Origin of the sequence: Roseburia sp. OF03-24, assembly GCF_003463035.1 — a bacterium.
GTDB classification, from domain to species: Bacteria; Bacillota; Clostridia; order Lachnospirales; family Lachnospiraceae; genus Roseburia; species Roseburia rectibacter.
Window position 1 is genome coordinate 47,851 of record NZ_QSCK01000005.1, and the last position, 21,994, is coordinate 69,844.

The following is a 21,994-nucleotide window of genomic DNA, read 5'->3' on the forward strand; positions in this document are numbered from 1 at the left end:
AATAGGGAAAGTGTGTATATTGCTTCTTTGGTTTTATTTTTGTATAATATTGAAATAAATTATACTGGGAAATCAAATAAAACAGAGGAGAAGAGCAGTATGGCAGAAGAGGAATTTCAGGAACAAAGTTCCGTGAAAACTGAAACTGAAAAAGAACAGAGTGCCGTGGAAAAGAAAAAAGCAAAAGAACAGAGTGCCACAGAAAAGGAAAAGGTAAATGTAGAGAATGTTATGGAACAGGTAGAAGATCCGGTTATCATAGAGAGCGAAGATGTGAAGATGGAAACGGAACCGGATTATACGCAGATGGAAGTCAAAAATCCACGGATCGGAAAAGTTTTAAAACTCGAAGAAGAAGCAAAGAGGCAGAATGAATTAGAGCAGCTTCGCAGTAAGCGGATTAGACAGCAGCAGGAATATATCAATCGGATGATCGACTCCGTGGAAGCAAATCTGAAAAATACAAAAGAAGAACAGAAGTTAAATGAAGAATTTGAACGCCATATCAGAACGGAAGTTTACCGGATGCACGGTATCAGCGAGGATAAGCTTCAGGGTATGGAGGAACGGCGCAATGCATGGTATCAGGGAGCGGCGTTTGCACTGTTTTTTCTGTCGCTGATCTTAGTGGCAGTGTGTGGTGTTTTACATGGGTTTGGTTCGGAACTGTGTATTTTTATGGCATTTTATACGGCAATTGAGGGTACGCTTCTTTCAAATGGCAGAAAACAGGCAGCGTTTTTTGAGGTACTGATCAAGATTTTATATCTGTTACTTTACCCTGTGATGCTGACGGTGTTTGTGTGCTACGAACTGAAATTTAAGGAATATGATATGTTAGTTCCAATCTTTGTGATCGCTGGTGTGGTTGTTCTGATGCTTGGGGCTATATCTTATTTTGCTTACGATCCATACCGCGTGGATAAGCGCAACCGCAAAAAGGCAAACAGTTACATAAAAGAAATGGAGAAGGCGGCTTTAAAGGAAGTGCGTCTGAAAGAAAAAGCGTTTGAAAAACTGCAGCGGAAAAACGAGAAGAAGGAACAGAGAGAAAAAGCGCGCAAAGAAAAGGAAGAAGAAAGGCGTAAGAAACGGGAAGCACGCAAGGCAGAACGTGAAGCAGCACGGCAGAAATCAGAACAGGAACAGCCGGTAGAAAAAATCATTGGATGGTGGGAAAAAATCCGTCATAAGAATGAGAAGAAAACTGAAAGTGAAGTGAAAGAGCAGATGACAGAAAACATTGCGAAAGACAAAAATGAGAGCGCAGAATAAAAGTCTGTTATGGTCAAAGACCAATAACATATAGAAATGCAGGAAGAAAGGACAAAATAAAACATGGAAGATTTTAAATTCAGCACACTGGAATATAAAAGACCAGATTTTGAAAAAGTAGGTGCATTTGCAGAGGAGATCACACAAAAAATCAAAAATGCAGCATCCTATGAAGAATTAAAAGGATATATGGAGCAGATGGAGGAGATGTCGAAAAATTTTTCGACGGACTGCACGATCGCATCTATCCGTCATACCTTAGATACGACAGACGAATTTTATGAAAAAGAAGATGCGTATATCAATGATATGGTGCCGACAGTTATGCCAAAGCTTCTGGCGATGAATGATGCACTGATGGAATCAAAGTTCCGCGGGGATATTGAAAAGGAGTACGGAAAGCAGTATTTTGCACAGATGGATCTGCAGAAAAAGACTTTCTGTGAGGAAAATATTCCACTGATGCAGCAGGAGTCAAGACTTTGCAAAGAATATGAAAAAATGATGGCAACTGCAGCAATCCCATTTGATGGAAAAACACTGAATCTATATGGTGTACAGAAGTACTTTGAACACGAGGACCGCGAAGTCCGCAAGGCGGCTGTGAAGGCATACTCCGATTTTTATCATGGCAATGAAAAACGTCTCGAAGAAATCTGGGATGAACTGATCAAAATCCGTACACAGATGGGAAAAAATCTTGGTTATGAGAATTTTATCCCGGTTGGCTATATGCAGCAGGGACGTACTGATTACGGCATGGAGGAAGTGGCTGCTTTCCGCAAGCAGGTGCGTACCGTGTTAGTTCCTTTCTGTGAAAAATTATATGAGGCACAGAAAAAACGTCTTGGTGTGGATACCTTGATGTTTTACGATGAAAAACGTGTATTCCCGGATGGCAATGCAGTTCCGGCAGGGGATGATGATTTCATGGTGGATCAGGCGAGAAAAATGTACCATGAATTAAGTCCGGAGACCGGAGAGTTCATTGATTTTATGATTGATCATGAACTGATGGATCTGAAAAATAAGCCAGGCAAGGCATCTACCGGATATATGACATCTCTTGACCGCTACAAGGCACCATTTGTATTTTCCTGTTTTAACCAGACGATCTTTGACATGCAGGTACTGTCACATGAGTTAGGTCATGCGTTTGCAGGATATATGGCAATGCGCAGTCAGCCGATCACTGCATATTACAGTGAGTCAACGGATATTGCAGAGATTCATTCCATGGCAATGGAACAATTTGCTTATCCATATGCAGAAAAATTCTTTGGAGAGCAGGCAGATAAATATCGTTTTGCACACTTGCAGGATGCCCTGACATTTGTACCGTTTGGCGTAGCCGTAGATGAATTCCAGCATATCTGTTACAGCAACCCGGATATGACACCGAAGGAGCGCACGCTTGCATGGAAGAAGTTGGAAGAAACTTATATGCCTTGGAGAAAATATGAGGCAGATGATTTCTTTGACCGTGGCGGTTACTGGTATCATAAACTGCATATTTATCTCTATCCATTCTATTATATCAACTATACTTTGACGACAATGGGAGCGATGGAGTTTAAAACCAAGGACAGAAAAGATCATGAGGATGCATGGAAAGATTATTTAAATCTCTGTAAATGTGGTGGCAGCATGAGCTATTTAGAGACACTGCGCTACGCACATCTGATGAATCCATTTGAGCAGGGAACGGTGGAAAAAGCCATTGAGCTTGCAAAAAATGATCTGTTAAACAGCAGATATATGTAAGAGAAAATAAAATGCAATAGATGTATCAGTATCTTGACAGAATAAAAAAAGCAAAGAAACGGAGGTTATTTCCGTTTCTTTGCTTTCTTTTTTGCGACACTGTATCCAAAAGTGCCAAGTTTTTTGCCGAGTAAAAAGTAGGCACCATGGGAGTAGGTAACAAGTCCGGTGTCATTGAGGTGAAATGTATTTTTCTCATCAAAAAATGCATCATCTACGGTGACATTCACCACATCAGCAAGAAACATGGTGTGGCTTCCGAGCGGTTTTATCTCCCGAACCTTACATTCGATATTGACAGGACTTTCTGCGATGCCCGGTGCAGAAATCTCCTTCGAAGGGAGCGGTGTCAAATGCATTTCTTTGAATTTATCAATGTCTTTTCCGGAGCGGACACCGCAAAAATCAGTTGCGCGGACTAACTGCTCCGTTGTCAGATTTACAACAAACTCGCCGGAAGTTTCGATCATATGGTAAGAGTAGCGCTCCGGGCGTACAGAGATCGACAACATCGGTGGATTGGTACATATGGTTCCTGCCCATGCTACGGTGATGATATTTGGTTTTCCGGCAAGATCTGGATTGGTACAGAGTACATCTTCTTTTCCGGCAGGATACTGGCAGCTTACCATAACGGCAGGCAGCGGATAGAGCATGTTGCCGGGTTTAAAATATTGTTTTGCCATAAAGCCTCCATTTATTTCAGCAGAAGATCCATGAGATATGCATAGACGTCTTCATTTTGTTTTTTCCAGTTATCACAGATCGCCTGCGCCTGTTCCCGGGTTTTTACGGTAAGTGTCAGGTCGATCAGATTGGTATCGTGTACACGAAACTGGCAGCGTGCAGCATAATCCTGATTTGGTGTTTTGTAATAGTCCGCAAGTATGGAGTTGACGCTGCGCAGCTCTAATTTATTTTTTTCTAAGAATGTGGTGGTATCACGTTCGATTGCCGGTGTGATCTTATCTTTGAAAAAACCAAGCGTTTCTTTTCCGGCAGCAGTAATGGTATACTGCGTATTGCTGTGAGTGGATTCTGCATGTATCAGGCTGGCATCCTCAAGGTCACTTAATACCTGTTGGACACGAAAATAATCCGTATAATCCTGCTCTAAAAAGAAATTAGATATCTGTGTGTTTGTCAATGGAAAATCCACTTTATCCAGCATATTTAAAATTGTCAGTTTATAGATCGTGAATGGTTCTGCCATAATATTAGATGCCCTCTTTCTTTATAATCAGATATTTTTCCCCTGCCAGAGATCACGCTCACGCAGACATTTCTGTATCGTGTTTAAAACTCTCTTTTTATCTGTACTCCATAAAGGTGCGATCAAAAGACTGCGCGGACCATCTCCTGTGAGCCGGTGGATCACAATTTCCGGCGGCAGCAATGCAATGCAGTCTGCGATCAGGTCACAGTATTCTTCCAGTGTAAAAAGTGGAAATGGATGTGCCATATAGGCAGTCCCAAGATCGGTTCCTTTCAATATATGAAGAAGCTGGAGTTTTATTCCGGTGATCGGAAGACTGCCAACATAACGGACGGAACAGAGCATATCCTCTTTTGTCTCACCCGGAAGTCCAAGGATCAGATGAGTAATGACCGGAATGTTTCTTTTATGCAGATCAGATACTGCCTGTTCAAACTGGGAGAGGGTAAAACCGCTTCGGATTGCCTGCAGTGTTGTATCGTGGATGGTCTGAAGACCAAGTTCTATCCAGACCGGTTTCCTGTGGTTTAACTTATCAAGCAGATCTAAGATATCCGGAGCCAGACAGTCACAGCGGGTTGCAATGGATAATGCTGCGACATCCGGCTCTTCAATGGCTTCCGTAAAAATCTGTCTTAAGTATTCTACAGGTGCATAGGTATTGGTATATGCCTGAAAATAAGCGATGAACTTTTTACAGTCTGTTTTTGCCTGAATCCGTTTTTTGGCGGAAAGAATCTGCGCATGAACAGACAAGTCAGGCGCGGCAGCAAAATCCCCGGAACCGCCAGCGCTGCAGAAAATGCAGCCGTGATTCCCCAGAGTACCGTCGCGGTTTGGACAGGTCATACCGCCGTTTAAGGAAAGGCGGTAGACCTTTTCCCCGAAAGTCTGTTTTAATTCATAATCTAAAGAATGATACCGTTTGTCGCCCCAGATCATCATTTGATATGGGATTTGACAGCTTCGCTTACAACTTCTGCGACACGCGGGTCAAAAGCCTCCGGCATGATAAATTCGTCACATAACTGATCCTCGGAAACAAGACCTGCGATCGCTTCTGCGGCGGCAAGTTTCATTTCTTCCGTGATCTGTGTGGCACGTCCCTCTAAGGCGCCTTTGAAGATACCAGGGAATGCGACAACGTTGTTGACCTGATTCGGGAAGTCACTTCTACCGGTTCCGACCACGCGTGCACCGGCTGCTTTTGCAATGTCCGGCATGATCTCCGGTACCGGGTTTGCCATTGCAAACAGGATGGAATCGTGATTCATGGAAGATACCATCTCCGGTGTTACAATGTTTGGTGCGGAAACACCAACAAAAATATCAGCACCTTTTAATGCATCGGCAAGTGTTCCATGCTCATTTGCAAGGTTTGTTACTTCGGTCATTTTCTGCTGCATCCAGTTTAAGTTTGGATAATCTTTTCCGATGATGCCCTCACGGTCACACATGATCACATTTTTAAAACCGTATGTTAAAAGTAATTTTGTGATGGCAACGCCAGCAGATCCAGCACCGTTTACAACGACGCGGCAGTCCTCTTTTTTCTTGCCGGTTACTTTTAAGGCATTGATGATTCCTGCAAGTACCACAATGGCAGTACCGTGCTGATCATCATGGAATACCGGGATGTCAAGCATCTTTTTTAAACGTTCTTCAATCTCAAAACAGCGCGGTGCGGAGATATCCTCTAAGTTGATACCGCCGAATGCCGGTGCAATGTTTTTCACGGTAGCGATGATCTCTTCGGTATCCTGTGTGTCTAAGCAGATCGGAACGGCGTTGACATTGCCGAACTCCTTGAATAATACACATTTACCCTCCATAACAGGCATTGCTGCGTATGCACCGATATTTCCAAGTCCTAGTACTGCGCTTCCGTCGGAAACAACAGCAACGGTGTTTGCTTTCATGGTGTATGTATAGGCTGCCTCAGGGTCTTTGGCAATGACTTTACAAGGTTCTGCAACACCTGGTGTATAAGCAATCGCAAGATCTTCGCGGCTTTTTACTTTTGATTTGGCAACGGTCTCTAATTTACCGTTCCACTGTCTGTGCATCTCTAATGCTTTATTCTCCATAATAATATATCTCCTGTTATCATTGTTTTCATTTATGATAACATTAACAATTTCACAAATCAAGAAAAGTTGATGGAGAATTCTGCTGATTGTAACTGCTGATTTCATTTTAAGGGAATTTGACATATATAATAGGTAAGTGATAAAGTTATTTTAGAAATTGTCCGGCAGAAAATCCGAAAAGAAGGGAAGATTTGAAGTGAAAGTATTAATGATTAACGGAAGTCCGAGAACAAATGGAAATACATCGATAGCACTTGGTAAAATGAAAAAGGTTTTTGAGGAAGAGGGCATAAATGCGGAAATCGTACAGGTTGGCAACAAAGCTGTAAGAGGCTGTATTGCCTGCAACCGTTGTGCGGAACTTGGAAAATGTGTTTTTGATGATGTGGTAAATGAGCTGGCACCTAAATTTGAAGAGGCGGATGGTCTTGTAATCGCAAGTCCTGTTTATTATGCATCAGCAAATGCAACTTTAATTGCAGTTTTAGACAGACTTTTTTACAGTACATCTTTTGATAAAACTATGAAGGTGGGAGCAAGTGTCGTATGTGCCAGACGTGGTGGATGTTCCGCTACGTTTGATGAATTAAATAAATATTTTACGATAACAAATATGCCGATCGCATCAAGTCAGTACTGGAATTCCATCCATGGAAGAGGTCAGGGAGAAGCAGAAGCAGATGAAGAGGGGAAACAGACGATGCGTGTGCTTGCAAGAAATATGGCATTTCTTATGAAGAGCATTGCACTTGGAAAAGAACAGTTTGGACTTCCAAAAACGGAAGAACATGTGTGGACTCATTTTATCCGGTAGAAGAAATCCAAAGAGAAAGCGGATCGAATGATCGGTTATAGGGGGGAACAAACTTCCAAGGTGGGAAGCGTATGATGAACCGTTGACTGCGTAATATATTAAAACCAGTGCATGAGTCGGCGAAACTATGCGGATTTCAGGAGTGGTAAAGGTTATTCAAATATCTGATCTGATCCTGATTCCGACGGTAAATACCGGACAGGAACCAATGGAGATGTTTGAACAGGAAATCCATAGTTGTCTCACCGGAAGGAACAGTTATTGAAAAAGCGGATGATACTGAGCAGATCATTTATACTGATATTGACATAAGAGAATCACAGAGAATCCGCAATAAAAAGCCATATACATCTTTAAGACGTAAGGAATTTTACCTGTAGCTGATTTTTGAATTGGTTTGTAAAGTTGTGAAAGAGAAATACAGGACAGTACAAGAATGGAGATAAGATGGGAAATGAATCAGGTGAATGGATCATGTACGGTGTAGACTGGGATGATCCGGAGTGTATACATACGGTAGATGAAGCAATGGAATATATCAATGAGGTCGGTTTTCTTCCTTTATTCAAAAATGATATTCCAGGTTTTTCTCTGGAAGAAATAACTGTGCCAGAATATTGGTGGAGTGATGTATCCGAAAAAGATCCATGGATGTGGAGAGCAGTCATTGCAAGAAAACATGACATAGTTTATGGCAAGTTTTTTGACAGAAAAGCTGGTTTTATATCAAAAAAATGGCTGCCTGTATTTGCAAATTATCGTCGTGATGGATATGATTTTGATGCACTATATGAGGATGGCAAAGCACCAAACAAGTATAAGAAGATAATGGATAATTTTATTGAGGATAAGAAAGATGCAGAAATATATTCTAATATACTGAAAAAACAGGCTGGCTTTGGTAAGGATGGAGAAAAGGGATTTGATGGCGCCATCACAAATCTTATGATGCAGACTTATCTTTGCAATTGTGATTTCAGAAAGCGGGTAAATAAGAAAGGTGTGGAGTATGGATGGGATGTTGCTGTGTATTCTTCGATTGAACATATATATGGATACGATTATGTGACATCATGCTACAAGGATGATCCGGGAGATTCGTGGAGGCAGATTGCAGATCATATGCATGAAATTTATCCGGTTGCATCAGACAAACAGATAAGGAAGGTGTTGAAATAAAATGAGCGATAAAACAAAAAATTATGACAAAATAGATATCAGTTATTTTAAAAGCATTGTGGATCAGGACAGGGCTTCGGTTGTTATATGTAATCTCAGTCATGAGATCATATATATGAATCCGGCAGCAGTACAGAATTATTCAAAACATGGTGGAGATAAGCTGATAGGAAAAAGTCTGTTGTGTTGTCACAATCCGGAATCCGGAGAAAAGATACAGCAGGTGATCGACTGGTTTGCAGCGGATGAAAGCCATAATATTGTATATACTTTTCATAATGAGAAGCAGAATAAAGATGTATATATGGTGGCGCTTAGAGATGAAGGAAAATTAATCGGATATTATGAAAAACATGAGTATCGGAATGCAGAAACCATGAAATATTATGATTTATTTTAAACAGAATAAGTTTATGAAAACGGAGGAGAAAGAGCGTGAAGGGAAAAGGATTCCTGACCAGAATCTTAGTGTTGTCAATACTTTTTCTCATAAAAAATCCCACACCACATTTCATGTGATGTGGGATTCTCTTAACTTAATGCCATTGACCTCACTGTCTGGGAGATTTTTTTGTTAGGGGAGTTTTTTTACAGTTCCTTTTTTGTCCGAAACATATGTTTGTAAAGTTTATATACATGATCAGTGTGATTAACGGTGATCTCCCAGATAAAAAAGTGCAACCGTGCCAGGACCGGAATGTGCACCGATCGTAGCACCGATATAGTCGATCATAAAATTCTCATATCCGAAACGTTCTTTGATCAGATCAGCGACAAACTGTGCGTCTTCCGGGCAGTCTCCATGGCTGATGAAGATGATATCATTTTTATCTTTCCAGTCACCGAGTTGTTTTTCCATGCAGTCGACAAGTCCGATCAGTGATTTTTTACGTCCGCGTACTTTGCTCAACATGACAAGGTGTCCTTCATCATCGACATGAAGTACTGGTTTTAAATTGATCATCGTACCGACGATCGCGGCTGTTTTAGAAAGCCGTCCGCCGCGATGCAGATGGAAAAGATCATCGACGGTAAAATTATGTACGAGATGATATTTATTTTCTTCTACCCAGGCAGCAACCTCATCTAAACTTTTTCCTGCTTCTTTTAACTGGACTGCTTTATAGACAAGCAGACCCTGACCTAAGGTTGCGGCAAGCGAATCAACAACAACGATCCGGTGATCCGGATATTTTTCACAGACATCTGCTGACGCGATACGGCAGCTATTGAAACTTCCACTGAGACCGGAAGAAAATGCAATATGGAGAATATCCACATCATTATCTTTCAGGATGGATTCATACAGCAGGGCAGCTTCTTCGGGATTTGCCTGTGAGGTGGTCGGCAGGGAGCCGGCACGCATTTTATCATAAAAATCTTTGACAGGCATTGGTTTTTCCCAGGTGTAGGATGTACCCTCTAGTGTGTAAGGAAGGGACATCATGTATAAGTGATGTTTTTCAACGTAGTCTCTTGGTAAATCAGTGGTTGTATCGGTAACAATTACAAACTCTTTCATGAACTCCTCCAGATCATATTGTAAATATTGAAAGATAGCATCAATCGGATATTATCCGATTTCCATGGGTATTACCCATGCACAATTATAAATGATATATTGTTAAAAGAAAAGAAAAAATTGAAATCAGGTATTTACAAATATAATAAAATGAAGTATGATATCACTATCTTTTTATCGGGTTTGCGTGAAGCATCTGAGATCGTTCTATTCATTGAGGAGATTGGAGCGGTTTTGAAACAGGATGAACGAAGCGTCAGACATTTTTGCGGCGGTATGACCAGCCGTATCATTGGAAATCAGACAGATATTTCCATCTTTTTACAATCAAAAGTTATCAGTTTATTTCACAGAGCAATATTTCGTAACGGAGGCTGTTGGAAGGATATTCTGCACTTTTTTTCGAATCAGAAAATGGAGGCAGTATGTCAGTAAAAATAGCATTCTGGGGAATGGACAAGTCATTCCATACAACAGAAATCATGGCTGTAATGGCATGCCTTTTGGCAAAGAGCAGGCCGGCATGTAACGTTTTAGTACAGCGGGAAAATGGCTGGCAGTGTATCTTTTCCGGCGGAAAAGAAAAGATTCTTTTGGCGGATTGTGGATATGGAAGAGACAAAAAGACACAGAACAGTTTAAAAAAAGCGGATATTATAGTAGCTGGTATGCAGTCATATCCGAGTGAATGGGAGGATATGATACGTAATTTTGTGAGAAAGCAAAAGAAAGTTCTTTATCTGATAGAAGGGTATGCGTTTTATGCAAGGCAGATGAAAAATGACATGGTACATACATATCGCATTGCACCGGAGCAGATAGGATATATTCCGCAAAACGGAGAACTGGAATGGGTGTCACAGCAGGGAAAAATGGATAACTTTATCAGGCTGTGGAAACAGAAATCAGAAACAGAACGTAATAAAATTTTTTTTGAAGAAATGGGATCAAATCTGTTTCTTCTCAGAAAACAGATCGAAAAAATTGAAAATGGAGGATTCTATTATGGAACAGGTAATGAAACACTACGGAAATGCAATTCTTGCAGTAATCGTATTACTGGCATTGGGGGCGATCATTGTGGCAGCACTTTCGTCGGATGGGTATGTTGCGACAGAATTTAAGAATACACTCACAGGCTTTTTTAATAATATGAATGCGCTTCGCCCATAAAAATTTTATAGGGGAGAAGTTACTGGTGCAATGAAAGAAAAAGAGGACTTTTCTTTTATGCGGGAAAGTCCTCTGAAAAATGGAGAGAACAATGAGTGAAAAAGTTATTGTTGAACCTACACCGGAACAGTTCGGAATATTCTGGAAGTATTTGAGCAGACCGGAAGTGACGGATGTGGATTATAACGGGAAAAAATTATGGATCACAGATTTGGAACAGGGAAGATATTGTGCAGATGAGGAGATACCGGAAGCATTTATCAGTACGTTTACACACAGTATCTCAAACTGTATCAATAAACAGTTTAATAATGCAAATAAAATATTAGAAGCGGATACCAAAGAACTTAGAATCAGTATTATCCATGAGTCCGCCGCGATATCAGGGATCAGCATCTGTATCCGTAAATCCCCGTGTTTTGTAAGAAACACTTTAAAAGAACTGCTCGATCAAAAATATTGTGAACAGAAGGTATTACATTTACTGCTGAATTGTGTGCATGCGGGGATGAATTTTGTTTTTGGTGGAGAACCGGGTGTAGGTAAGACAGAAAGTGCAAAATTTTTTATGCAGTTTATCAGAAAGGAAGAACGTGTTATTACCATAGAAGATTCATTAGAAATTCATTATACGAATATCAATCCAGGGGCAGATGCGGTGGAGCTTCGTGTTGGAAAGGGATTTGATTATACAGATGCGATCAAGGCTTCCCTGCGTCAGAACCCAAGCTGGCTGATGCTTTCCGAGGCGCGTTCTGTGGAAGTAACTTCACTGTTAGAACAGTGGAGTACCGGTGTTCATGGATTTACGACGATACATCTGGATGATGTAAGAAAATTGCCGGACAGGATATTGAACATGATGAATAATGTTAATGATGCACAGCGCATGGAGAACCGCATCTACCGTTATGTGAATGTAGCAGTTCTGATCCGCAAAACCGAATCTTCAGATGGAAAGGTAAGGCGTTATATTGACCAGCTTTGTTTTTTTTCGAGAGAAAATGCGGAAAATAAGATTTATATGATCGTTGAAGATGGAGCGCTGGTATCCGGAAAAATACCGTTAGATATTCAGAAAAGATTTAATGAAGCGGGTGTGGACGAACCTTTTGTATGCAGACACTTTGACAGGTATCTTAGAGAGGGAAGATAAAGAGAGAGGAGGACGTATGATGGGGATGTTTACTTTTTGGAATCCGAAAAATCTACAGAAAAAGGTAGATATGTATGGATATCATTTTTCGTGGAAAGAGCATACGATGATGATTTTTATGGCATTGGCGGGAGTATTTGGCGTCGGAGTCGTTTTTCAACTTAAGACGGGCGGTGTTGTGGCTGCGTTGGCAGCTGTTTTAGCAATGCTTCCGATACTGGTGCTTGATATGTACCGTAAAATGTATGAGCAGAAGCGGTTTGCGGATGCTGCGGAATATATGGAGCAGATGTTATATGCATTTCAGAAAAGTGGAAAAATATTGAGTGCACTAAAGGAAACCAGAGAAATATTTGAAGAAGGGAAGATGCGTTCCTGTATCGAGCAGGTGATTCTGAAACTGGAATTTGGAGAATTTGCCATAGGTGAAAACATTTTTAAAGAGGCATTAGAACCGCTTGAGAGTCAGTATCAGTGTCCAAAGATAAAAATGGTCCACGAACTTCTTATCAATGCAGAGGAACATGGGGGAGAAATGAACGAATCTGCACTGATTCTTTTAGAGGATATTGAATTGTGGAAACGCAGAGGATATCAGCTTCAGGCAGAAAAGAAAAAAAGCCATACGGACAACATTATTTCTGTGATCGTATCGGTCATTCTCTGTGCGACAGCATTATATGTATTAGATTCCATGAAAGATCTTTTTGCGGTGAAAACATGTTTTAATATATTTGATGTAAAAATCATTCAGGTTTCGTCACTTGTATTTCTTCTTTTCTTATTATGGGTATTTGTAAAAAGCTCAAGGAATCTGACAAATGACTGGCTGGCAGCAGAGGAAAAGGAGCAGAGAAATGATATCAGCTCAAGCTGCGAGCTTGTGTATCATTATGATGAAAAAAAGGAAAAAAGAAAAAGCGTATTATGGACATTGCCGGTAGCAGGTGTCATGTTTACAGCTTTTTTGCATGGAAAAATATTGCTTGCCGGACTGTTATTTCCAGTTACACTTTTTTTGGCTATGCAGCACAAAGTGGGTTTTAAGATTGCAAAAAGAGATGTGACGGAGGCTGTTTATCTGGCACTTCCAGGATGGTTTATGGAACTTGCGTTGCTGCTGCAGAATAATAATGTACAGATTTCTATTGAAAAATCAAAAAACAGCGCACCACAGGTATTAAAATATGAGATTGAATGTCTGGAAGAACGGTTAGAAAAAACACCGGAAAAACTAAGTGCATATACAGATTTTTGTAGAGAATTTGACGTACCGGAAGCCCAAAATTGCATGAAAATGTTACATGCTGTTGCGGAAATGGGAACCGGGGATGCAGTGACGCAGATAAATCATCTGATCTTACATGTAAATGAGATGCAGAACAGGGCAGAAGAAATCCGAAATGGGAAAATTGCATTTGGTCAGAAAATGATATTTTCATATCCGGTTATAGCGGCAACTGTAAAATTGCTGATCGATCTGACAATCGGAATGACAATGATGTTTCAAATGCTTGGAAGTATGGGAGGTGTGATGAAATGAAGCAGGTAATTGGGGCATTTGGTATTTTATTTATATTGATGATAAATATTTTTGTGTGCACAGGTCTGATCGGAGCGGGCGGGCAGATTGCGGCTGCAAAAGAGTATAAGTCGCAGGTGGTTGCAGAACTGGAGAACAGCAATTTTAACCCGGTTGTTATTGATGCCTGTAAAAAAAAGGCGGCGCAGGACGGATACGAACTAACAATTTCAGAATGTATCTATGATGCATGGCAGAATATGAATGCATCACAGGTTGCGTTAACATATCATTACCGCATACCGATACTGGGAATTTCTGAAGAAAATATTACATATGCGATCGCGAGGTGATGGATTTTAGTATGATGATAATCGTGGAAAAATTTGGTGGAGCTTTTTTGGGAATATTGGCAGGAAGTGCAGTGATACGGATGTTTTATGAAGTTTTAAATTATGTATCATCTTTCTGAAAGAAGGAAAGGAAAAGACTATGGAAGACATCATAGAGGAATTTGGAAGCGGATTTCTGGCAATTGCCGGGACATTTTTTCTTATTGGATTCTGGTATGAAAATATGGGGCATGGTGGAGTTATTTACGAATTTGTGCGGCAGTTTTTGATTTGTACCTGTGGCAGTTAGAGGAGATGGATATGTATGAAGTGATCAAAGTGTATGGAAAAACAATTTTTCAGGCAGTAATTCTGGTTGGATTATTGTGTCTTATTTTTCAAGATGTGATGGATGAAAACGGTAACAGGGGGATTTTGAAGATCGTATCTGATCATACGGAGATGCAGACAGAAAGTCCGGCAGATTTTGAAACATTTTGTGAGGAATCACAGAAATCACCGCCTTATTTTGTGACAGTCGAGACAGGATATCTGGAAACTGGACAATATGAATTGACAGATATTGTAAAGGCATGGGATTATGCTGGAAATGAGCTGCAGGTCTGCCTGCTAAAAGTTATTTCACCGGATGGAACAATACTGGAAAATGAACTGGATTTTCAGGAGTCCGGTGTGTATGAATTAAATGTGATGGCTGCAGATCATGAAAACAGAGTCCGATATGCAGCAGTAAGTATACCGGTAAATAGATCATGACTCAGATGAAGGGTGGGAAAAGTGAAAAATATGATAATGATGATAATTGGGATCACAATTGGAGCAATAACGATTCTGATAATATTAACAGTAACTGGCCGTATGAATTATGCGGCAGAATTGGAAAACCAGCTGCCTGCAGCTATAGAGGGTACGCTTTGTAATGCAAAGATAAAACAGACGTATGATGTAGCAGATAACAGAGAATTTACAGCAGATGTAACGGAACAGCTCGTAAAGGGAATGGATGCCCAGACGGGTATTGTAATGCGAATCATGGGAGCTGATAAGGAAAAAGGACTATTTTCCATTGAAGCAGATAGAGAGTTTATACACCCAAATGGAAAAAAAGGAACGGTTACATGCAGTCGGACTGTATTGGCAGACAGGCTGCAGTCTGTAGCTGTGCAGAAATATTATGTACAGTTTTACAAGGATGCAGATAGTGATACCTGTTATAAGCAGTATTGTATTATGGAAGGAGATACGATCACCGCACCGGCAGTCCCGGTAGAGGAAACAAGAGATTTTGCCGGCTGGCAGGATGACAATGGATATGAGGCAGATTTTTCACAACCGGTGGAGCAGAACCGGATATATTATGCTGTGTGGAAATAATGTTCGTGTCATTTAGAAAGAAAAACAGCCGCACCAGAAGGGCGGCTGTCAGAAACAACAGTTGAAAGGTTATTTTAGCTTACAAAGACTGTTTTGCAAGGTTTTTATTTGCAGTGGAAAGCATCAGTTTGATGCGGTTCAACTGGTTTACTTCACTTGCACCCGGATCGTAGTCGATGGCGACGATATTTGATTCCGGGAAGCGGTGACGGAGTTCTTTGATAACACCTTTTCCAACGACATGGTTCGGCAGGCAGGCAAATGGCTGTGTGCAGACGATGTTTGGCGTACCGCTGTGGATCAGTTCCATCATCTCACCGGTTAAGAACCAGCCTTCGCCGGTCTGATTACCTTCCGATACGATATCTCTTGCATATTTTGCAAGATCATCGATGTGGGCAGGTGGATCAAAGTGTTTACTTTTTTCAAATTCGTCTCTGGCGGCACTTCTGAGCCATTCAAAGAAGTTGATGCCAAGACGTCCGATTCTCTTGGATTTTTTGCTGAAGCCAAGGTTGTCAGTTTTAAATCCGGTGTTATAGAAACAGTAAAGCAGGAAATCAGTCAGATCCGGTACGACAGCTTCTGCACCTTCGGACTCTAACAGTCCGACCAGATCGTTATTTGCGGCAGGATGGAATTTTACAAGGATCTCACCGACAACTCCGACACGGGGTTTTTTGATGTCTAAGCGGTCAAGGTTGTCAAAATCACGGATGATCTGACGGCACATCTGCTTAAACTTGCGGTGGGATAACAGTTTATCCTGTGTGACAAAGGAAATAACTTCTTTTTTCCATTTTTCGTGCAGAGCATCTGCAGAGCCTTTTACTGCTTCGTAAGGGCGTGTGCGGTACAGGCAGCGAAGGAAAATATCGCCAAACTCTAACGCATACAGTCCATGCTGGATCAGTGAAGGGGTCAGCTTAAATCCAGGATTGCTCTCAAGACCGCTTAAGTTGATAGAGATAACCGGTACATTCGGATATCCTGCTTTTTCAAGTGCCCGGCGGATGAAACCGATATAATTGCTGGCGCGGCAGCCACCACCGGTCTGTGAGATCAGGATGGCAGTTTTATTCATATCATAATTGCCGGACATGACGGCACTCATAAGCTGTCCTACAACGATCAGCGACGGATAACAGGCATCATTGTTTACATATTTTAATCCGACATCCACGCAGGTACGGCTTGGAACATCCGGTACGACAAGGTTATAACCGGCTGCACAGAATGCAGGCTCTAAAAGTTCAAAATGGATCGGTGACATCTGCGGACAGAGGATCGTATAATTTTTGCGCATCTCTTCCGTAAATACAACTCTGTTATAGTTGGAAAGAACGATCGTCCGTTTGGTCTGTTTCTTCTCACGGACACGAATGGCAGAGAGCAGAGAACGGATACGGATTCTCGCAGCACCTAAGTTATTAACTTCATCGATCTTTAAGCAGGTGTAGATCTTCCCCGATTTTGTAAGAATATCATTGACTGCATCGGTGGTAACGGCATCTAAGCCACAGCCGAAAGAGTTCAACTGGATCAGATCAAGATCATCCCTGGTTTTTACAAAGTTTGCGGCTGCATACAGACGGGAATGATACATCCACTGATCCATAACGATCAGTGGGCGCTCTACCTGATGCAGATGGGAAACGGAATCTTCCGTCAGCACTGCAATGCCGTAGGAATTGATCAGTTCCGGTATACCATGATTGATCTCAGGGTCAACATGGTATGGACGGCCGGCTAACACGATACCGCGTTTTCCGGTCTTTTCCATATAATCTAAGACTTCTTCACCCTTTTTCTGCATTTCCATGCGAACAACAGCAAGTTCTTTGTATCCTTCAGAAACAGCGTCACGGATCTCAGATTCCGGGATTGCAAATTCCGGTGCACCAAAGGTTTTTACAAGCTGGGAAGATAAAGTTTCTTCGCTGGTAAATGCCATGAATGGATTATAAAAACGTACCTTGCCGGAAGTGATATCTTCTACGTTGTTTTTGATATTCTCTGCGTAGGAAGTTACGATCGGGCAGTTATAATGGTTGTTGGAATCCGGAAATTCATTGCGCTCATAAGGTACACATGGGTAGAAAATAAAGTCTACATTCTGATGGATCAGCCAGGTCACATGTCCATGTGCAAGTTTTGCCGGATAACACTCAGATTCACTTGGAATCGAGTCGATGCCGAGTTCATAAATTTTTCTTGTTGACTGTGGGGACAGCACAACAGAAAAACCAAGTTTTTTGAAAAATGTAGCCCAGAATGGGAAATTCTCATACATATTTAAAACTCTCGGAATACCTACCGTACCGCGAGGGGCTTCTTCCGGTTTCAGGGAAGGATAGTCGAATAAGCGTTTATTCTTGTATTCAAATAAGTTCGGAATATTTTCTTTGTTTTTTACGCCTCCGACACCACGCTCACAGCGGTTTCCGGTGATATACTGACGGTTTCCGGAGAAACGGTTGATCGTCAGCAGACAGTGGTTGGTACAGCCCTGACATCTTGCAAGTTTGGTATCGAAAGTCAGTGCATTGATCTCGTCGATGGAGAGCATTGTTGTCTGATAGTCCGCTTCATGGCGCTCTCTTGCGATGAGAGCAGCACCGAAAGCACCCATGATACCTGCGATATCCGGGCGGACGCATTCGCAGCCGGAAATCTTTTCAAAACTGCGGAGTACTGCATCATTATAAAAGGTACCGCCCTGTACGACGATGTTTTTTCCGAGCTCACTTGCGTCGGAGAGTTTGATAACCTTGAATAATGCATTTTTAATGACTGAGTAAGCAAGTCCGGCAGAGATATCTGCTACGGAAGCACCTTCTTTCTGTGCCTGTTTTACTTTTGAATTCATAAATACGGTACAGCGGGTTCCAAGATCAATCGGATTTTTGGCAAACAGAGCTTCTTTTGCGAAATCCTGTACGGAATAGTTCAGGGATTTTGCAAATGTCTCGATGAAAGAACCACAGCCGGAAGAACATGCCTCATTTAACTGTACACTGTCTACGGTCTGATTTTTGATCTTGATACATTTCATATCCTGACCACCGATGTCTAAGATACAGTCTACCTCAGGATCAAAAAATGCTGCTGCATAGTAATGGGCTACTGTTTCTACTTCACCGTCGTCTAACATCAGCGCAGCTTTTAAGAGAGCTTCGCCGTAGCCGGTAGAACAGGAGTGTACGATATGTGCATTTGCCGGGAGTTTTTCGTAGATCTCTTTAATGGAACGGATCGCAGTGGAAAGAGGACTTCCGTTGTTGTTGCTGTAAAATGAATACAGTAAAGAGCCGTCCTCACCGACGAGAGCAATTTTAGTTGTGGTGGAACCGGCGTCGATACCGAGATAACAGTTACCCTCATAGGTGGAAAGGTCACCTGTTTTAACATTGTGTCCGTCATGGCGGGCACGGAAGGTATCATATTCTGCCTGGTCCCTGAATAACGGATCAAGACGTGCCACTTCGAATTCCATATGTATATCAGAGTTTAATTTCCCAAGCATGGAAGAAAGTGTGGTGTTCTGTTCCGGTTTACAGTTTAAGGCAGAACCGATCGCCGCATAAAGGTGTGAATTGTCCGGGGTGATCGCATGCTCATCATCTAAGTTTAAAGTGCGGATAAATGCAGCTTTTAACTCAGATAAAAAGTGGAGCGGACCACCAAGGAATGCAACGTGGCCACGGATCGGTTTACCGCAGGCAAGACCACTGATCGTCTGGTTGACGACTGCCTGGAAAATAGAGGCAGAAAGATCTTCTCTTGTGGCACCTTCATTGATCAGAGGCTGGATGTCTGTTTTGGCAAAAACACCGCAGCGGGCTGCAATTGGATAGATCGCCTTGTAATTTTTCGCATATTCATTCAAACCGGAGGCATCTGTCTGGATCAGGGAAGCCATCTGGTCAATAAAAGAACCTGTACCGCCGGCACAGATACCGTTCATACGCTGTTCTACATTACCGCCTTCAAAATAGATGATCTTTGCATCCTCACCACCAAGCTCGATCGCAACATCTGTCTGCGGAGCATAGTGCTGTAAGGCAGTAGATACAGAGATAACTTCCTGTACGAAAGGAACATCTAAATGTTTTGCAAGTGTAAGTCCACCCGAACCGGTGATCATTGGAGCAACCTTCCTGTCACCAAGCTGGTCAAATGCTTTCTGGATCAGGGCAGAAAGAGTTTCTCTGATATTGGCAAAGTGTCTTTCATAATCGGAAAAAAGCAGGTTGTCATGCTCATCGAGTACGGCAACCTTTACGGTAGTAGAACCGATATCAATTCCGAGTTTGTGAAGCGTATTATTTTCCATAATTTCCTCCAGTCAGTAATTCCGGGAAAAATTCCGGATAAAATATATAAAAATCAGCTGTTTCTTCTTATTAAAAAGAATGCCGGCAAACGCCAAGCAAAGTACATTATACGACATGATATTACAAAACACAATGTGCAAATCAGGGAAAAATATAAACTTTTTATGAATAAAATCCGCCCGGATTGACAAAGCACAGGCATACGGATATACTGAAAAAAGCAGTGTTTTCAAAGAAAGGTTAGGGTTTATCCGATGAACTGGTTAAATAAATTAGAACGAAAAATTGGCCGTTATGCAGTTCCAAACCTTATCATCTGGCTGATCGGGGCATATACGGTCGGTTATGTGTTTGGAACTGTATCACCAGGTATTTTAAGCTATCTGACACTCAGTCCATATCATATTTTACATGGACAGATCTGGAGACTGGTAACATGGGTATTTATGCCAACAGAGTCAAACCTGATCTTCTTATTGATCATGGCATTATTTTATTATCAGCTTGGTATGGCACTTGAACGTACCTGGGGAACTTTCCGGTTTAATGTTTACATTTTCGGCGGTATGATATTTACTGTGATCGGTGCATTTGTCCTGTACGGTATTTATTATTCAATGAATGCTTCTGTAATTTCACAGATGCCGGCGTTAGCAGCGCAGATATCTTATTCGATTGCATCGGGATTTTCCACAAATTATATCAATATGTCCATTTTCCTTGCATTCGCAGTGATGTATCCGGATATGCAGGTGATGCTTTACTTTATTATCCCGATCAAGATGAAATGGATGGCAATTGTATATGCGGTACTGACACTTTATGAGTTTGTTGTCAGTGGCTGGGCAGGGCGTGTGGCTATTTTTATGTCACTGCTCAACTTTATCATTTTCTTCTTCTCAACACGTAATTTCAAACGGTATTCGCCGCATGAAATACACAGGAGACAGCAGTTCAAGTCCCAGATGAGAGAGCCAAGACCGGGTTCCGGTATTACCAAGCATAAGTGTGCCATCTGCGGCAGGACAGAGCTTGATGATCCGAATTTAGAGTTCCGTTTCTGCTCAAAGTGTGATGGCAATTACGAATATTGTCAGGAGCATCTGTTTACACATAAACATATTAAAAAAGGATAAATAATATGACAGACCGGATGGTATTTCCAACGCGAAATATCATCCGTTTTTTGTCCGCCAGTCTTGAGAAACAGGCTGCATGGATAGTGCAGCAATGCAGGTTTGTACAGATATTAAAATAAATATAAATAAAGGAGAACAGACATGATTCAGGATATTTTCCCAATGCATCTTAGTAATGAATATCAAAAAAAAGTACCGCAGGATAAAAGTTTTCTTATGATTTTTAAAGAAAACCGTATTTTTGTAAAAAATGGAGAAGAAATGTGTTATCTGACATATGGAGAACTTTCGGAAATCTGCTGTGAAATGAAAAAGAAAATTCCGGCATGTGTTTATCTTTTTTCCATCGGGGAGGATGATTATTTTCTGACAGATCCGGGAGAGGGGATAGAAGTGCCGGGATTTGCATATTATAAAATGTTTGAAACGCGTACCATGCAGCCAAAAGAGCAGGTACTTGCTGCAGCGACCGCATGGCATCTGTATGTCTGGTACCGCGATAATGTCTATTGTGGAAGGTGTGGACACAGACTGGTACATAGCGAAAAGCTCAGAATGCTTTCCTGCCCGGAATGTAACAATATGGTTTTCCCGAAAATTGCGCCGGCTGTGATCGTCGGTGTGACAAACGGCAGAAAGATCCTCATGACAAAATATGCAAACCGTGAATATAAACGGTATGCACTGATCGCAGGATTTACGGAAATTGGTGAAACTGCCGAGGAGACAGTAGCAAGAGAAGTGAAGGAAGAAGTAGGTCTTTCCGTAAAAAATATACGCTATTACAAAAGTCAGCCGTGGGGATTTGACAGTAATCTGCTTCTTGGCTATTTTTGTGAACTGGATGATGCGGGAGATGCGATAAGACTGGATGAGGAAGAACTTGCATGTGCAGAATGGGTTGATTTCCAGGATGTCCCGGACGATCCGGAGGGTCTTAGTCTGACGAGGGAAATGATGATTTACTTTCGGGATAAGATGAGGGAAAATGGAAAATTTCAATAAATACCAGATTTCTGGTATATAAAAATATACCAAAATAATAAAATGTCTTGACACTCAAATGAGATTACTGTATTA

Annotated in this window: 22 protein-coding genes; 16 read left to right on the forward strand and 6 right to left on the reverse strand. The window is 41.5% G+C overall.

Going from position 1 to position 21,994, the window contains the following annotated elements; translation table 11 throughout:
* Positions 1-99 precede the first annotated feature (99 nt).
* Together DXA60_RS03525 and DXA60_RS03530 are read left to right on the forward strand one after the other, a co-directional pair.
* On the forward strand, positions 100-1,275 hold the full coding sequence (locus DXA60_RS03525) for a hypothetical protein (RefSeq protein ID WP_243006740.1): 1,176 nt from the start codon (positions 100-102) through the stop codon (positions 1,273-1,275).
* Positions 1,276-1,338: 63 nt separating this feature from the next.
* Entirely contained in the window at positions 1,339-3,039 is a 1,701-nt protein-coding gene (locus DXA60_RS03530; RefSeq protein ID WP_117919584.1) for a M3 family oligoendopeptidase, read from the forward strand.
* 65 nt (positions 3,040-3,104) lie between these two features.
* Here the strand turns inward: DXA60_RS03530 and DXA60_RS03535 are convergent, their stop codons facing one another.
* The 4 genes from DXA60_RS03535 to DXA60_RS03550 are packed head-to-tail and all read right to left on the reverse strand — an operon-like array spanning position 3,105 to position 6,342.
* Positions 3,105-3,725, reverse strand: coding sequence for a flavin reductase family protein (locus DXA60_RS03535; RefSeq protein ID WP_117919586.1), 621 nt, complete (start codon positions 3,723-3,725; stop codon positions 3,105-3,107).
* 11 nt (positions 3,726-3,736) lie between these two features.
* Positions 3,737-4,252, reverse strand: a complete 516-nt coding sequence (locus DXA60_RS03540) for a DUF4364 family protein (RefSeq protein WP_117919588.1) — start codon at positions 4,250-4,252, stop codon at positions 3,737-3,739.
* A 27-nt stretch (positions 4,253-4,279) separates the two neighbouring features.
* The gene (locus tag DXA60_RS03545; RefSeq protein WP_117919590.1) at positions 4,280-5,200 is read right to left on the reverse strand and encodes a TIGR01212 family radical SAM protein; all 921 of its coding nucleotides are present in this window, start codon (positions 5,198-5,200) and stop codon (positions 4,280-4,282) included.
* Positions 5,197-6,342: an NAD(P)-dependent malic enzyme gene (locus DXA60_RS03550; protein ID WP_117919591.1), complete on the reverse strand. Its 1,146-nt coding sequence runs from the start codon at positions 6,340-6,342 to the stop codon at positions 5,197-5,199. The genes DXA60_RS03545 and DXA60_RS03550 overlap by 4 nt, the downstream gene beginning before the upstream one ends.
* Before the next feature lie 211 nt (positions 6,343-6,553).
* Here DXA60_RS03550 and DXA60_RS03555 point away from each other — a divergent pair, with 211 nt between their 5' ends.
* The 4 genes from DXA60_RS03555 (at position 6,554) to DXA60_RS03570 (ending at position 8,738) form a co-directional block, all read left to right on the forward strand.
* Positions 6,554-7,159 (forward strand): flavodoxin family protein, encoded by a 606-nt coding sequence (locus DXA60_RS03555; RefSeq protein ID WP_117919697.1) that lies wholly within the window; start codon positions 6,554-6,556, stop codon positions 7,157-7,159.
* A 127-nt stretch (positions 7,160-7,286) separates the two neighbouring features.
* Positions 7,287-7,424, forward strand: a complete 138-nt coding sequence (locus DXA60_RS19090) for a hypothetical protein (RefSeq protein ID WP_243006742.1) — start codon at positions 7,287-7,289, stop codon at positions 7,422-7,424.
* A gap of 182 nt (positions 7,425-7,606) precedes the next feature.
* Positions 7,607-8,338: an AlkZ-related protein gene (locus tag DXA60_RS03565; protein WP_117919592.1), complete on the forward strand. Its 732-nt coding sequence runs from the start codon at positions 7,607-7,609 to the stop codon at positions 8,336-8,338.
* A 1-nt stretch (position 8,339) separates the two neighbouring features.
* Positions 8,340-8,738, forward strand: a complete 399-nt coding sequence (locus DXA60_RS03570; protein ID WP_117919593.1) for a PAS domain-containing protein — start codon at positions 8,340-8,342, stop codon at positions 8,736-8,738.
* 249 nt (positions 8,739-8,987) lie between these two features.
* Here DXA60_RS03570 and DXA60_RS03580 read toward each other — a convergent pair whose 3' ends face one another.
* The gene (locus tag DXA60_RS03580) at positions 8,988-9,860 is read right to left on the reverse strand and encodes a DegV family protein (RefSeq protein WP_117919596.1); all 873 of its coding nucleotides are present in this window, start codon (positions 9,858-9,860) and stop codon (positions 8,988-8,990) included.
* Between the two features lie 234 nt (positions 9,861-10,094).
* On the opposite strand from DXA60_RS03580, the gene DXA60_RS18580 reads away from it, so the two are divergent.
* The 8 genes from DXA60_RS18580 (at position 10,095) to DXA60_RS03615 (ending at position 15,438) form a co-directional block, all read left to right on the forward strand.
* Complete coding sequence (locus tag DXA60_RS18580) at positions 10,095-10,295, forward strand: hypothetical protein (RefSeq protein WP_147345376.1); 201 nt, start codon at positions 10,095-10,097, stop codon at positions 10,293-10,295.
* Positions 10,286-10,984, forward strand: coding sequence for a hypothetical protein (locus DXA60_RS03590; protein WP_243006743.1), 699 nt, complete (start codon positions 10,286-10,288; stop codon positions 10,982-10,984). The genes DXA60_RS18580 and DXA60_RS03590 overlap by 10 nt, the downstream gene beginning before the upstream one ends.
* Before the next feature lie 140 nt (positions 10,985-11,124).
* Complete coding sequence (locus DXA60_RS03595) at positions 11,125-12,189, forward strand: ATPase, T2SS/T4P/T4SS family (RefSeq protein ID WP_117919600.1); 1,065 nt, start codon at positions 11,125-11,127, stop codon at positions 12,187-12,189.
* Positions 12,122-13,732, forward strand: coding sequence for a hypothetical protein (locus tag DXA60_RS19095; RefSeq protein WP_241070713.1), 1,611 nt, complete (start codon positions 12,122-12,124; stop codon positions 13,730-13,732). The genes DXA60_RS03595 and DXA60_RS19095 overlap by 68 nt, the downstream gene beginning before the upstream one ends.
* Positions 13,729-14,064, forward strand: a complete 336-nt coding sequence (locus DXA60_RS03605) for a hypothetical protein (RefSeq protein ID WP_117919602.1) — start codon at positions 13,729-13,731, stop codon at positions 14,062-14,064. The genes DXA60_RS19095 and DXA60_RS03605 overlap by 4 nt, the downstream gene beginning before the upstream one ends.
* A gap of 139 nt (positions 14,065-14,203) precedes the next feature.
* A complete protein-coding gene (locus DXA60_RS18820; protein ID WP_186899108.1) occupies positions 14,204-14,353 on the forward strand; it encodes a hypothetical protein in 150 nt (49 codons plus the stop codon).
* Between the two features lie 11 nt (positions 14,354-14,364).
* On the forward strand, positions 14,365-14,820 hold the full coding sequence (locus DXA60_RS03610; RefSeq protein ID WP_117919604.1) for a hypothetical protein: 456 nt from the start codon (positions 14,365-14,367) through the stop codon (positions 14,818-14,820).
* A gap of 30 nt (positions 14,821-14,850) precedes the next feature.
* Positions 14,851-15,438: a hypothetical protein gene (locus DXA60_RS03615; RefSeq protein ID WP_117919700.1), complete on the forward strand. Its 588-nt coding sequence runs from the start codon at positions 14,851-14,853 to the stop codon at positions 15,436-15,438.
* 79 nt (positions 15,439-15,517) lie between these two features.
* Here DXA60_RS03615 and DXA60_RS03620 read toward each other — a convergent pair whose 3' ends face one another.
* Positions 15,518-19,774, reverse strand: a complete 4,257-nt coding sequence (locus DXA60_RS03620) for a 2-hydroxyacyl-CoA dehydratase (protein ID WP_117919606.1) — start codon at positions 19,772-19,774, stop codon at positions 15,518-15,520.
* A gap of 255 nt (positions 19,775-20,029) precedes the next feature.
* Between DXA60_RS03620 and DXA60_RS03625 the strand changes: the two genes are divergently transcribed.
* Both DXA60_RS03625 and nudC read left to right on the forward strand, forming a co-directional pair.
* Positions 20,030-20,911, forward strand: a complete 882-nt coding sequence (locus tag DXA60_RS03625; RefSeq protein ID WP_117919608.1) for a rhomboid family intramembrane serine protease — start codon at positions 20,030-20,032, stop codon at positions 20,909-20,911.
* 144 nt (positions 20,912-21,055) lie between these two features.
* Positions 21,056-21,919, forward strand: coding sequence for an NAD(+) diphosphatase (gene nudC, locus DXA60_RS03630; RefSeq protein WP_117919610.1), 864 nt, complete (start codon positions 21,056-21,058; stop codon positions 21,917-21,919).
* Positions 21,920-21,994: the final 75 nt, after the last annotated feature.